The organism is Acinetobacter tandoii, assembly GCF_008867985.1.
In the GTDB taxonomy this organism is placed as follows: domain Bacteria; phylum Pseudomonadota; class Gammaproteobacteria; order Pseudomonadales; family Moraxellaceae; genus Acinetobacter; species Acinetobacter tandoii.
This window is the reverse complement of sequence record NZ_VXLD01000002.1, coordinates 599583-612363: the sequence shown is the minus strand read 5'-3', so window position 1 is coordinate 612363 and position 12781 is coordinate 599583. Positions and strand designations below refer to the sequence as shown.

At 40.4% G+C, this 12781-nt stretch carries 12 protein-coding genes; 5 read left to right on the top strand and 7 right to left on the bottom strand.

Annotation, left to right across the window (positions count from 1 at the left end; genetic code table 11):
• Window positions 1-561: 561 nt before the first annotated feature.
• The 3 genes from F4W09_RS05855 (at window position 562) to F4W09_RS17105 (ending at window position 2749) form a co-directional block, all read left to right on the top strand.
• On the top strand, window positions 562-2241 hold the full coding sequence (locus F4W09_RS05855) for a mechanosensitive ion channel (RefSeq protein ID WP_151504297.1): 1680 nt from the start codon (window positions 562-564) through the stop codon (window positions 2239-2241).
• 64 nt (window positions 2242-2305) lie between these two features.
• Window positions 2306-2461, top strand: coding sequence for a hypothetical protein (locus tag F4W09_RS17110; RefSeq protein ID WP_016166005.1), 156 nt, complete (start codon window positions 2306-2308; stop codon window positions 2459-2461).
• 144 nt (window positions 2462-2605) lie between these two features.
• Window positions 2606-2749 carry a hypothetical protein gene (locus F4W09_RS17105; RefSeq protein WP_158654327.1) on the top strand — a complete coding sequence of 48 codons (144 nt, stop codon included), beginning with the start codon at window positions 2606-2608 and terminating at the stop codon, window positions 2747-2749.
• Between the two features lie 89 nt (window positions 2750-2838).
• Here F4W09_RS17105 and F4W09_RS05850 read toward each other — a convergent pair whose 3' ends face one another.
• The 5 genes from F4W09_RS05850 to F4W09_RS05830 all read right to left on the bottom strand — a co-directional run bounded on the left by F4W09_RS05850 (window position 2839) and on the right by F4W09_RS05830 (window position 8440).
• Entirely contained in the window at window positions 2839-4038 is a 1200-nt protein-coding gene (locus F4W09_RS05850; RefSeq protein WP_151504296.1) for a BaiN/RdsA family NAD(P)/FAD-dependent oxidoreductase, read from the bottom strand.
• Between the two features lie 64 nt (window positions 4039-4102).
• The gene (locus F4W09_RS05845; protein ID WP_151504295.1) at window positions 4103-4972 is read right to left on the bottom strand and encodes a 1-aminocyclopropane-1-carboxylate deaminase/D-cysteine desulfhydrase; all 870 of its coding nucleotides are present in this window, start codon (window positions 4970-4972) and stop codon (window positions 4103-4105) included.
• A 63-nt stretch (window positions 4973-5035) separates the two neighbouring features.
• Window positions 5036-6196 carry an HlyD family secretion protein gene (locus tag F4W09_RS05840; RefSeq protein ID WP_151504294.1) on the bottom strand — a complete coding sequence of 387 codons (1161 nt, stop codon included), beginning with the start codon at window positions 6194-6196 and terminating at the stop codon, window positions 5036-5038.
• 33 nt (window positions 6197-6229) lie between these two features.
• Window positions 6230-7879, bottom strand: a complete 1650-nt coding sequence (locus F4W09_RS05835) for an MFS transporter (protein ID WP_151504293.1) — start codon at window positions 7877-7879, stop codon at window positions 6230-6232.
• A 12-nt stretch (window positions 7880-7891) separates the two neighbouring features.
• The gene (locus tag F4W09_RS05830; protein ID WP_151504292.1) at window positions 7892-8440 is read right to left on the bottom strand and encodes a TetR/AcrR family transcriptional regulator; all 549 of its coding nucleotides are present in this window, start codon (window positions 8438-8440) and stop codon (window positions 7892-7894) included.
• A gap of 276 nt (window positions 8441-8716) precedes the next feature.
• On the opposite strand from F4W09_RS05830, the gene F4W09_RS05825 reads away from it, so the two are divergent.
• Entirely contained in the window at window positions 8717-8908 is a 192-nt protein-coding gene (locus F4W09_RS05825) for an NF038215 family lipoprotein (protein WP_044740934.1), read from the top strand.
• Window positions 8909-9033: 125 nt separating this feature from the next.
• On the opposite strand, the gene F4W09_RS05820 is transcribed toward F4W09_RS05825, so the two are convergent.
• Complete coding sequence (locus tag F4W09_RS05820; protein WP_151504291.1) at window positions 9034-10647, bottom strand: oleate hydratase; 1614 nt, start codon at window positions 10645-10647, stop codon at window positions 9034-9036.
• Window positions 10648-11110: 463 nt separating this feature from the next.
• Between F4W09_RS05820 and F4W09_RS05815 the strand changes: the two genes are divergently transcribed.
• The gene (locus F4W09_RS05815) at window positions 11111-11692 is read left to right on the top strand and encodes a LysE family translocator (protein WP_171069569.1); all 582 of its coding nucleotides are present in this window, start codon (window positions 11111-11113) and stop codon (window positions 11690-11692) included.
• 53 nt (window positions 11693-11745) lie between these two features.
• Here the strand turns inward: F4W09_RS05815 and F4W09_RS05810 are convergent, their stop codons facing one another.
• Window positions 11746-12714 (bottom strand): MBL fold metallo-hydrolase, encoded by a 969-nt coding sequence (locus F4W09_RS05810; protein WP_151504290.1) that lies wholly within the window; start codon window positions 12712-12714, stop codon window positions 11746-11748.
• Window positions 12715-12781 lie beyond the last annotated feature (67 nt).

Sequence of the window (12781 nt, the reverse complement as noted above, 5' to 3'; positions counted from 1 at the left end):
TACAAGCGCTCACGATCAAATAATGCTTTGTCACACAATCTTATAGTTTTTGTTGTTAGTATAAAAATTCAACAAGGGATGACTTTTGTGAGGGGAACATGGTACATGATTTCAATAAACCGCCTCATGTCACGAGTGCTGAAGAAATAAGACAAAAAAAACGCTTACCAGTGTACATGCTAATCTTAGTCGGTATCTTTTTCTTGGCACTTGTGGTCTATATGCTTTCAAGCGGAACGCCAAGTTAAGAATGTGCAACGGGGAAAGTCTTTGAAACAATGTGAGAAGACGGGGTTCGATGCAATAATTCGGGGTGGATTTGCTTGAGTTAAACAGACGATTTAACTAAATGATTTTTTATTCGATAAAAGCTCTAGCTCAATAAGCTAGGGCTTTTTTGCTATTTGAATGTGCCCTTTTGTTGTAATTCTGCATATGAGTGTTGATTAAAAAAAATACAAATTCTAAGGTTATTGAGTACCTCCATGTTTTTATGAATACAACAACAATCAAGCTCCTGATGGAGTCGGTTATGAACAGAAATAAGAAGAGGGAATAGACATGAATGAGTTTTTTGAAGGGGGAATGAGACCCCCTGAAATGAATGGAATGTATTACTGGGATCAGTTGCATCCAATTTTGTCTGCTGTTGCTATCTTGCTCATTGGTTGGGTGATTGCTTTAGTGATCGCTGCTGCAGTGAAGAAGGTGTTATCTAAATTAGGCACCAATCAAAAGCTTTCGGGTGCAACGGGACATCGTTCCAATATTGAAAACATCGTGTCTAGAATTGTCTTTTGGATTGTACTGCTGATCGCCGTAATTGGTGCATTGAATGTTTTAAATCTGACCAGCGTCAGTGGTCCATTCAGTAATATGATTCAGCAGTTCTTATTGTTTATTCCTCAACTTTTGGCAGCGGCAGCCGTTGCTTTTATTGGTTGGATTTTTGCCAACTTAGTGAAAGTTGGGCTGAAAAAATTACTGGATCGAACTCAGCTCGATGAAAAATTGAGTGAAGATGTAGGCGTCAGTCCAATCAGTCAAAATATCAGTGAGATTGTTTACTGGCTGATTCTATTGCTATTTTTACCGATTGTTCTGTCGATTTTAGGTTTAAATGGTTTGCTGTTCCCAATTCAAAATATGTTGAATGAAGCCATTTCATATCTACCAAACTTGTTTATTGCTATTGTGATTGTATTTGTCGGCTATATTTTGGCAAAAATTGTTCGAGGTATTCTGGAAGGATTGATAAAAAGTTTAGATCTACAAAAGCAAGCGCAAAAAATCGGATTGTTTAAGAACTCGAATTTAGCTCATGTACTGGGATCATTTGTCTTCGCCATTATTATTATTACCGCCTTAATTATTGCATTTGAAGCCTTGGGTATTGATTCAATTTCGCAACCCGCAACAGCTATGTTGTACGAAATTATGAATGCGATTCTGCAGATTATTGCGGCTGGGCTAATTTTGATTATTGCTTATGTCGTTTCACGTTTTGTGGCAAATCTGGTGGTAGATGTTGTTTCTGGAACTGGCGTGGATGATATTCCTGCCAAACTTGATCTACAGCGCTTTTTAGGCACTACGAAAATTTCATGTGTGTTGGGTTATCTGATTGTATTCTTTACCATGCTGTTTGCAGTGTCTGAAGCAGCCAATCGCTTGGGTCTAGAGCAAGTCAGTATACTGATTTCCATGTTTATTCAGTTTGGTGCCAATATTCTATTAGGCGCTGTCATTTTAGTGATTGGATTTTGGTTGGCCAATTTGGTGGCAAATATTGTACAACGTGGTGAATATCAGAGTTCGCTTTGGTTAGCCAATCTGGTTCGTGTGCTCATTATGGGATTGGTCGTTGCCATGGGCTTAAGAGCAATGGGAATTGCCGATTCGATTGTAAATCTGGCATTTGGTTTAACTCTGGGTGCTGTCGCTGTGGCATTTGCACTGGCATTTGGCTTAGGAGGTCGTCAACCTGCGGAACGTATTTTGACTGACTTGATTGACTGTGCGAAAAAGCAGGCCAAAGAACCTAATCCTCAACCGAAAACGTCGACACCAATGGCATCTACACAGGTCAAGCCACAAACCGCTGCAACATCACCTACAGATCAGGTTGTTCCAGATGATCTATTGGTCGACCCTGAGCATAAACCGTTGAATAACCCATATGGTTCTACGGGAGAAGCTGAAGAAGATGTCGATATTCAGCCAAAAGATGACCCGAAATAACGTGTTTAATTTTACCAAGATCGATCATGCTTAGGCAGGTCGATCTTGTAAATGAGGAAAAATGATGAAAATTAAAAGACCAAATACGATTATTGCCCCAATCATTATTGCAGGAATTACCTTCGGATTTTTAGTGAGTGCCTATAAATTTATTTTTGCCCAACAATCAACACAAGCGAATGCCACTGAAGAAGAGGATCCCTTAAAACAGGAATCCTAATACTTTATGCTGAAAGAGTCGCATTTTAAATTTGATTGTGCTATTGATAGAAAATGTTCAGTATCATTTAGTATTTAGTTTAATACTGCTGACATATTTCTGAATTAAATTTAGAACTAAAAATAGATAAGGAAGGGAATAACAATGTTTAAATTCTTATTAATCCGTTTAAATGCATTGACTAAAGTTGCGAATACACAAGAGAGTTTAGACCAAATGCAAAAAGCGATTGAGCGTGTGCATACCAATCAACAAGTGCATTTATTGCGTACGGACTATTTAGAGTAACGGTTGATATTTCATCTATCACTTGAAATTTGGGTCAAATAAAAACAGGCAGCAGAAATCATCTGTTGCCTGTTTTTGTTTGAGAAAGATTAAACATATTGCGAAGCAGCATGTGCTGATGACCATGCCCATTGGAAGTTGAATCCTCCCAAATGTCCTGTGACATCGAGTATTTCACCCACAAAATATAAGCCTTTTTGCTTTTTACTTTCCATGGTTTTCGATGAAACTTCAGTGGTATCTACGCCACCTAAAGTCACCTCAGCAGTACGGTAGCCTTCTGTTCCTGATGGTTTGACTTCAAATGCATGTAAGCGCGTTGCAATGTGTTCCAGTTTTTCATCCGACAATTGGCCAATCGCAGTTTCAGCCAGTTCAGGCCAAATGAGGTTTTGTAGTTCAACCACCACGCTTTTAGGGAAATGCTCACCCAGTAAAGTACGCAGTAGGGCTTTAGGTTGACTCTGTTTTTTCGCTTTTAAGTAATCTTGCAAATCTATGCTTGGCAAGAAGTCAATTTTGAAGCTTTGCCCAATATCCCAATAATTTGAAAGCTGTAGCGAGCTTGGCCCACTGAGTCCTCGATGGGTAAATAAAAGAGCTTCGGTGAAAGAATTTAAATCATTCGATAAAGTTGCATCTACAGCGTTGCCACTTAAGCGTGTAGTTACTTCTTTAAAGCTGTCCGAGAAGGTGAAAGGTACTAAACCTGCACGAGTCGGATAAACATGATGACCAAATTGTTTCGCAATTTCATAACCAATGCCTGACCCTCCCAAGGTTGGAATAGACAAGCCACCCGATGCAACCACGACAGATTCAGCTTCAAAATAACCCAGTGTTGTGGCAATTTGAAAACCTTGTTCATCAAGTGCAGTGATGGCTTTCACTTCACAGTTGGTTTTAATATCGACCAAACCTGTTTTTTCACACTCACTTAATAGCATGGCTAAAATCTCTTTAGCACCATTGAGGGTGAAGAGTTGACCATGTTTACGTTCTTCATATTCAATGCCGTACTCACAAACTAAGCCAATAAAATCCCAATTGGTATAGCGGGTCAGGGCTGAAATTACAAAGTGCGGATTATGTGAAATAAAGTTGCTTGGTTCGACATAGAGGTTGGTAAAGTTACATTTACCACCACCCGACATGAGAATTTTTTTACCGACTTTATTGGCTTTTTCTACCACCACGACTTTACGTCCGCGTTGAGCTGCCATATAGGCTGTCATTAAGCCAGATGCACCAGCACCTAAAACTAAGACATCATATTGATTTGTGGACATGACACACTCACGGGAGAATAAAGCAGGGCATTATAGACCATCTTTTTTGCTTTTTCAGGACTATCTAAAGCGCAGCTAAACGGCCTTGAAGCCCGCCAGAATGAATCACTAAAATGCGATGATCTACTGGAAATTCACCTTGTTGAATTAAATCGGTTAAGCCCAACAGCATTTTGCCTGTGTAAATCTGTTCCAGTGGAATGTCATATTGCTGCTCAAAGTCTTGAATAAATTGCAGTAGTTCAGGCGTGGTTTTGGCATAGCCCCCACAACAATATTGATCGGTAATTTGCCAATTCCGTTTTGGGGTGAGTTGCTTAACTTCTGTGCTCAAGAAATCTCCTTTGAGCGCAGAGAAGCCCAAAACATGCTGTTGTGAATGACTGGCTTCAATTAACCCCGTGATCGTTCCTCCTGTACCTACTGCACAACATATCAGGTCGTAATTTTGTTGATTTTCATCAGAGAGAATTTCTGTACAGCCTTGAATGGCAAGGGGATTTGTTCCTCCTTCAGGAATCACATAATAGTCAGGGTAATCTTGTTGTAACTGTGCTAAGTAGGCTGAGCTTTGCTTGTGTCGATAGGCTTCTCGCGTTACAAACTGCAACTGCATACCAAATTGTTGCGCCGTATGTAGAGTTGGGTTTAAGGGTTTACTGGCTAGCTCTTCACCTCGAATAATGCCTAGACTTTCAAATCCAAATAACTGTGTTGCATAGGCCGTCGCAGCAATATGATTGGAATAAGCCCCACCAAAGGTCAGCAGTTTTTTATAGCCTTGTTGCTGTGCCGCTAACAGGTTGTATTTGAGTTTAAAAAATTTATTGCCTGAAATATGTGGATGAACCAAGTCCAAACGTTTGATGCTAATTTCAAATCCTTCGACAGTAATTTGCTGATAGGGAATGGTTTGGGCAATTTGGTCAAACATAGAATTTTTATCAACTTGGCTCAGAGCATAGTGTAAATGAAAATGAATTTTTTCTGCACAAGATTAACGTTGTGCAGAGTGGGTATCGACTGAACTAATCACGGACATGCCAGGACGTAAGTTTTCTATGCCCGTTTGATTCGGGTCAATCGCAATACGTACTGCAATGCGTTGAACCACTTTAGTAAAGTTGCCCGTAGCATTATCGGCTTTAAGCACACTGAACTCTGAGCCAGCCGCAGGGGAAATTTGCTCGACATGACCTGTAAATTTTTGATGATTGAGGGCATCCACCGTAAACCATGCTTTTTGCCCAATTTTCATGTTGGCAATTTGAGTCTCTTTAAAGTTGGCAGTGACCCAAGTTTGTTGTGGAATCAGATAGAGCAACTGTGTACCTGCCGCCACATATTGTCCCACACGTGGGTTCACTTCACCGAGTTGTCCATCCATTGGGGCAATAATACTGCTGTAATTTTTGGTGGTTTGGGCTTGATCCAGTTGTGCAGCGGCATTGGTTACTTGCGCTTTGAGTCCAGTTTCAGCGACTTGTGCGGTTTTTAACGCTTCTTGAGCAACCAGTACATTGGCTTGCGCCTGTTGTAATAGGGCTAAGTTATTTTGCGTATCTGCAACGGCTTTGTCTTGTTCTGATTTAGATGCTGCACCAGAGTCCCCCAACTGTTGATAACGCTGCTGTTGTGCCAATGATAGTTGGTAGGCTGTTCGCGCTTGTTCGACTTTAGCTTCTGCCGCGACAATATCGGCTTTACGCTGTGCAATATTTTGGCTTTGATTGGATAGGTTGTTTTTAGCTTGATCTACTCCAGCTTCCGCCTGCGTCACTTTCTGATCATAAGTCGTAGCATCAATGTGCATCAGTACTTGGCCTTTTTTGACGTGATCAAAATCACTGACCAATACATCTTTGACGTAGCCGTTAATTTGAGACGATAACACCGTGGTTTTGCCTTTGATGTAGCTGTTGTCAGTAGACTCAACTGCACTGTCAAAAGGTCCAATTTTCCATGCCCATAAAATAATGCCAATACCGATGATCAGTACTAAAAACATCAAAATCAAGGTACGTTTCGCTGTTGGAATCAGTTTACTCGAAGGTGGCGTAATCGGTGTTACTGCTGCCACGGTCTGTTCAGGCTGAGGGGTATTTTCAGAAGTTACATTTGTTTCAGTGGGAGCTACTGGTTTTTGATCATCAGACATAACAATTTCTCAAATAAATAGGGAGCGGTGGCATTAGGTTTGACCGATTTTCGCTTGTTGCCGCAGTTGGTATTGATTCCGTGCAATCAGGAATGTCCCCCATAGCAACAGCAGCATGGCGACAATGCCATTGAAGCTAATCACATCGTTATAGGCACGTACTTGGGCCTCTCGAGTCACCACTTGATTTAAGTTTTTTAAGGCTTGTTGTTGTTCTAATTGCTGATCGAGCGTGTAACGTTGTGAGCTTTGCTGATAGGTTAAAATTCGTTGAGCAATTAAAGGGTTGGTTTCTGGGAGCTGCTGAATGATTTCGGCACGGTAGTTTTGGGTTCGAACCTGTTGATAGGTGGAATAAAAGGATGAACCGACTAAGCCACCAAAAGTTTGGGTTGCTGAAAAAAGTACAATAAACGTGACAATATGGGTGGGGCCTTTTTGCATGGCACTTAAAATTCCTGTAACCAGCAATGGACCAATAAATACTCCACTGGCAAAGCCGACCAAAAATTGGCTGCCATAAAAGTTGGAAGGACGAACATCGCTAGTGAGATGGAAATCCAGTCCGCAAGCAACCAATACCAAAGCTTCAGCTAACAGTAGGTGCCAAATAATCCGTTCACGTGAAAAGGTGATCGCACTAAATAAGGTTCCAGACACAATGCCTAAAAAGATCACCACATAGAGCGGAACAAATTGATCGGGTCCCATGCCCATGGTTTTGAGAAAACTTACCGCAGCATAACTTTGCTCCGACATTAAGAAGCGAATTGCAAAGGCACCAATGATAAAACGCACCGTGGATGATGTACCCAACCAACGGGTCATAATGAGAGGGTTGACCCGATAATGTTCATACACCAAACCAATCACAATCAGGCTGAACCCTGCAATTAAAAGGTAAGCCAGCCATTTCACATCAAACCACCACAAGATTGGTCCTTGGGTTAACACGATACACAAAAAGGCAAAACCGGGCGCAAGCAGAGCAAAGGTGAAAAAGTCCTGCTTTTCAAAAACAGCCACTCTTAAACTGCGGGGTAATTTAAGAGACACCACCATTGCAAAACAGCATAGGGCTAAACCAATTTCAAAGGTGTATAGGACATTCCAGTTATTCACATCAATGAGGTATGGAGAAATGATCCACGCCAAGGGAATGCCGAGCTGTTGGAAGCCTAAAGCTAAATAGATACTGCGACCAAAATCCTCTCGCTTAAAGGCCTGCATAATGTAATACATACCTAAAGAACTGAGAGGTGCAGCAACCATGCCGCTAATAAAACGTACCAACACTGCCATTTCAAAGGTATGTACAAAGACGTGTAAAACCAAAACCACAATAAAAATGAGTAGGCCAATTTCAGAAAAGAGACGTAAACCATATTGTTGGCGGGCTTTAAACAAAATCAGATTAGAACTGACGTTTGCCATGACATAAGCAGCAGGAATCCAAGCCACTTCAGAAGGAGTGAGTCCATATTCACCCTGAATTAAGGGCAAATTTGCGGTAATAAAACCATTACTCAGACTTGCAGACAGTGCGATAAACAAGCCAATACAAAAATATAGAATACGTTTGGTATTGGAGTGAGCAATTACGGCTGGGGAACCAGGTAGGGTTGGCTTTTCTTCGGGCGTCCAGTTTGGCGCAGGTTCGAGGAGGCGTGGGGGCTGTGTCATGATTGGAGCCCCTTATGATCGAATACCATTGAGGAGTAGCTCAATCGCACGTTGCGCAAGTTGTTGTTGCTCTTTATCGGTCAGTCCTTGAAATGAAGTCCTTAAAATAGCCGTAATCATGGCGTAATCTTTTGTGGTCAAATCGGGGCGACACACGCCGTGCTGAACGGCTTGATCAATCAAAGGCTGTAAAATTGCATCGCGACGTGCGTAAATATCGACCATGATGGGATCATCACGATCAATCACCCGCCAATATTCCATCAGTGCAGTTAAATAAGGTAAGTTGTAGACATGGTTTTCAATTAAACGAATAAAGCCATCGTCATACTGAGAAAACGCTTCAGCACGGAGTGCAAGCCGTTCCAAAGCTTGTTCCATAAGTGCAATCACCAACGCACGACGGTCTTCAAAATTACGATAAAAAGTTGCTCGTCCGACGTTGGCTGCATCAATGACCATTTGCAGCGGTGCATTTATCCCATGAGTGCGAAAAACCTGAACTGCGGCTTCGAGTAATTCTTCACGGTTTTGTGCAGCACGCTGTTGACGACTGGTCATGGTGATTATTTCATTTGATTTGGGAGTACTATAATTTAACGGACAAAAATGTCCGTTGTAAATATTCAGTCCTGTAAGATTTTGTAAATGACTTTATAGGTTTCTAATTTAATTTACTTATATTATTGTTTTTACTATATAATTAATATTTTTAAAAGAAATAAAATGCCTTAAAACTGCTCATGTCGAAGGATAAAAGTTGTAACAAAGTTAATAGGATTGGAAAAATAAAAGTGCTATGCTGAATAAACAATAAGAAAGAAAAAAGGGGATGTGATGAACAAAATATCCTTGATACTGATCTGTATTATGGCAGGGTTGCTCACAGCTTGTGATGCAAAGGATGATCTGAATAAACCTCAAACGATGGTTAGAACCATGGTCATTGGGGGCGTACCTGTGGCTGATCATGATTATAAGTCGATGGCTCGTGATCAAACATCCCACGTCGATCATTCACAACCTTAGTATTTTTCATTGTGGATGAATTTGACTTGATTTTAGTTGCCAATACGAAGGCAAAAATTGGACTGATTCAAAACAGATTAAAAAAAAGAGCATCTGAAGGATGCTCTTTTTTTTAATTCAAGTCATTAGTGGAAAACTGCTTCTAAAGCCTTTAATCCAACTTTAGGATCGAGTAAACCATTATAAATCTCTGGGATTTTACGTTCGACCCCAAAGAATGCATAAATGGCAAGCATTGCCCCACGAACTGAATATTCGACGGTAAAGACCACATCATCTTCAATTTCTACAAATTGTCCCAAGAATGCAAAATTCTGGGCTCCTTTGGGAATCACGAAAGGACGATCTCCTGATTTACGGCAAGCAAATAGGGCTGACGCATACGGCATCATGACTGTTGTGACCTCAGTGTTAGCAAGTACGTGTTCTAAGATGTCCTCGAAACCTAATTGATGAATTAATTCAGTCAAAATTTCTTTGCCTGTACATGCGCTCATAGGTTTAGCGATGTAGTCACCTTGATGATCTATTTGGAAACCATAACCCCATAAGGTAAAAGTCCCTTGTGGCAAATTGGCAAAGTGGGGCTGTGCGGGAACCACAATCGACAAATGCCAACCTGATTCAAACCAAGTCATTAAGGCACCAGTACCAGGTTCATTGCCTGTATAGTCGATAATCCGTTTCAGGAGCACATCATCTTTCATGGTCAGTGTGAACGACTCCCACTTATGTTCATCCACATTGCCATAAAAACTCATAGGACGTCCAAAATCAGGTGCTTTTTTAGAAAGCGTTTCCCATAAACGCCAACCATGATCTTGGCGATCTCGAATGAGTGCGGGAACATCATCGTTACTGCCATAACGTGAGTCGGCAGTGATTGAACCCAAGGTAAAAATGGCAAGATCATGTTGCTTTAGCTCTATTTCTTCTTTGCCTTCAGGTAATGTGACATAAAGTTTGGTCGCGCGACGCTCTTGTGTGGTCTCATCAGTATGAAAATCTGCATCGGTGACATAATTACCAAAGCGCACATCAACGCCTTGCTCAACTAACCAACGCTGTAACGGCAGAATCATCGAATCATATTGATTATATTTGGTTCTTTTTACCCCAGCCAAAGTATGAATGCGAGGCAGTTCTTGAATAAAGCGTAAGAAGTAACGTCTTAATTCAGCCGCGCTATGCCATTTTTGAAAGGCAAAAGTGGTTCGCCACATGCGCCAAAAATTACTTTGAAAAAAAGAGTCATCAAAAAACTCATCAATACGACGGCTGCCAATTTTTTCTTCTTTTGATGCTAATAAGCGTAGCATTTGGGCTCGATGCAAATTGCTTAAACCTAATTTTTCTGCATCCAAAATATTGTGCTTGGCGTCAATTAATCGTGCATTGGCGTGGGTTTTTACTTGCTCATTAAACTCACGACATTCTTCACGTACAGAAATGTCTGGGTTTTCTAAAGAGGGAATACTCGAAAATAAATCCCATAAACATAAATAGGTCTCATCAGTCAGCATCCGTCCACCGCGTGTAACCCACGCATGTGCAGCTTCAGGAGTTTGACCGCCATCCATCGAGCCACCCGAAAGGTTTAATTCTTCTAGTATATGAATGTTTTGGGCAGGGACTTGTGCATCACGAATGGCAAAGGCTGCTGCGGCCATACCTGCAATGCCACCCCCCACGATCCAGAGATGTGTGTGTTTAGCGTCGAATGTTTTTTTATTCGGCATGATCAACCCTCTTGTGTCATTTTTATCAGAAAGTAAAATAAAACCATATTTTTAGTATGTGATTGTTGGTGTAAGAATACTAGGAAAGAAATGTGAAAATTTAATGTGAAATTTTGATTAAAAAAATGGTTTTATAGAGAAAAAAGTAATTAAATTAAAATGTAAAATTTCTGTGTTATAATTTTAAGTATATGATAATAAATATTATATTGAATAATTACTCTAATTGAGTTCATCATTTTGGTATTAATAGATACTTTACATGTGTATTTAAATAACAATATTAAAGGGAATAGAGTCGCTTGGGATAATAGGATTTAAAGTGTTTTTTATTTCGCTAAACACATTTTTTGATAGGTTTTGGTGCAAATTTTGTCTAAAATAATGCACCCATTTTTATCCCAATGCATCGAGGTGCGCTTTGGAATCGCTCATTATATTAGGTTCAATTACCTTAGCTTTAATGTTAGGCGCAATTAGCCCTGGGCCGACCTTTATTTATGTGGCGAAAAACTCAATTGCGATTTCGCGTAAACACGGTTTGTTTACTGCATTGGGTACAGGAACAGGTGCAGCGTTGTTCGGTTTATTGGCGGTGATGGGTTTACAAGCCATTCTATTAGCCGTGCCTTCGGCATATCTCGCTTTAAAAATCTGTGGTGGTTTATATTTACTTTGGCTGGCATTTAAAATTATTAAGCATGCTAAGGAGCCAATGGAAACCACGAATGGTGAAACAGCTCCAATGAGCTATAAACAAGCGTACCGATTGGGCTTAATTACACAAATGAGTAACCCAAAAATTGCGATTGTGTTGGCCAGTATTTTCACCGCTTTATTGCCAAAAGATATTCCGACCTATTTTTATGTCGTATTACCGATGTTGTGTTTCTTTATTGATGCAGGTTGGTATTCATTGGTGGCAGTTGCTTTGTCAGCAGAAGGTCCACGGAAAGTTTATTTAAAATCGAAAGCGATTTTTGACCGTGTAGCAGGTGGGGTTATGACTTTACTTGGGTTAAAACTTATTTTTGGAATGAAGTAACAGTTTTACATCGTTGACCCTCTCCTAAACGGAGAGGGTGGTTCAGTTATAGACTAGTCCTTAAAATGCACAGGAATCCACTGATAGCTTTTTCCATCTACTGAATAGATGTGTCCAATTCCTGGGAATGGTAAATGTGGTGCAGCAATGGTTTCCCCATTTTTTGCATACCCTGCAAACTGCTTTAAGCGGGTCGCAACGGCCTGTTTAGGATCAATATCGTATTCAATAGCGGTTTCAGGTTTATCGAATTGCACAGTATGTGAATGCACAATGTCACCAATAAATACCACCGTTTCATCTTTCGTTTTTAGCGCATAACTGAAGTGTCCTGGGGTATGTCCAGCAGTATTTATTACATCAAATCCCTGAATCTTATCGCCAAGTTTGTAAGTTTTAAAACGCTGTTTAGCTTGATAAGGGGCTATAGCTTGCTGAATTTTTTCTACAGTTCCTAAGTAGCCTGCTTGTTTCTCTTTCGGTAGTTTTTCGACTTGCTTTGGACTGAGCCAGAAATTGACTTCATCATTTGATACGTAAACTGTGGCATTGGGGAAGTTGGCAACACCATTTTTGCTGATCCCACAAACATGGTCTGGGTGTAAATGCGTAAGTAAAATAGTATCGACTTGTTCAGGTTTATAGCCAGAAGCCTTTAAGTTGTTTACGACTGAACCTAAATGTGAACCAAAACAGCTCGCAGCTCCGCTATCTACTAAAACCAGTGAATTGCCTGTATTGACTAAAAAGGCATTGATCGAGGTTTGTATGCCTTTAGCTTGGTCGGCATAGTATTTCTTTAAAATTTCATGGACTTCTTTTTCAGGCAGATTCTTAAAAAGAGTCGGTGACATAAAGTTGGTACCATCAAGGAGAGCCGTGATTTGCACATCACCCGCTTGATATTGGTAATAACCTGCGATTTGTTTTTGCTGTTGAATTGGAGCGGGTGGAGAAGTGGCAAAAGCAGCATGACTAATCACACTTGCGCAGATGAGAGTTGCAGCAATATATTTATTCATTGGGATTCATATATAAAATTATAAAGTTCTTTATTTTTAACATGTAAATGATTTCACAGCAATTTAA

Excerpts from the sequence above, each read along its gene's own strand:
- F4W09_RS05855 (WP_151504297.1), top strand. The coding sequence starts at position 562 with ATGAATGAGTTTTTTGAAGGGGGAATGAGACCCCCTGAAATGAATGGA.
- F4W09_RS17110 (WP_016166005.1), top strand. The coding sequence starts at position 2,306 with ATGAAAATTAAAAGACCAAATACGATTATTGCCCCAATCATTATTGCA.
- F4W09_RS17105 (WP_158654327.1), top strand. The coding sequence starts at position 2,606 with ATGTTTAAATTCTTATTAATCCGTTTAAATGCATTGACTAAAGTTGCG.
- F4W09_RS05850 (WP_151504296.1), bottom strand. The coding sequence starts at position 4,038 with ATGTCCACAAATCAATATGATGTCTTAGTTTTAGGTGCTGGTGCATCT.
- F4W09_RS05845 (WP_151504295.1), bottom strand. The coding sequence starts at position 4,972 with ATGTTTGACCAAATTGCCCAAACCATTCCCTATCAGCAAATTACTGTC.
- F4W09_RS05840 (WP_151504294.1), bottom strand. The coding sequence starts at position 6,196 with ATGTCTGATGATCAAAAACCAGTAGCTCCCACTGAAACAAATGTAACT.
- F4W09_RS05835 (WP_151504293.1), bottom strand. The coding sequence starts at position 7,879 with ATGACACAGCCCCCACGCCTCCTCGAACCTGCGCCAAACTGGACGCCC.
- F4W09_RS05830 (WP_151504292.1), bottom strand. The coding sequence starts at position 8,440 with ATGACCAGTCGTCAACAGCGTGCTGCACAAAACCGTGAAGAATTACTC.
- F4W09_RS05825 (WP_044740934.1), top strand. The coding sequence starts at position 8,717 with ATGAACAAAATATCCTTGATACTGATCTGTATTATGGCAGGGTTGCTC.
- F4W09_RS05820 (WP_151504291.1), bottom strand. The coding sequence starts at position 10,647 with ATGCCGAATAAAAAAACATTCGACGCTAAACACACACATCTCTGGATC.
- F4W09_RS05815 (WP_171069569.1), top strand. The coding sequence starts at position 11,111 with ATGTTAGGCGCAATTAGCCCTGGGCCGACCTTTATTTATGTGGCGAAA.
- F4W09_RS05810 (WP_151504290.1), bottom strand. The coding sequence starts at position 12,714 with ATGAATAAATATATTGCTGCAACTCTCATCTGCGCAAGTGTGATTAGT.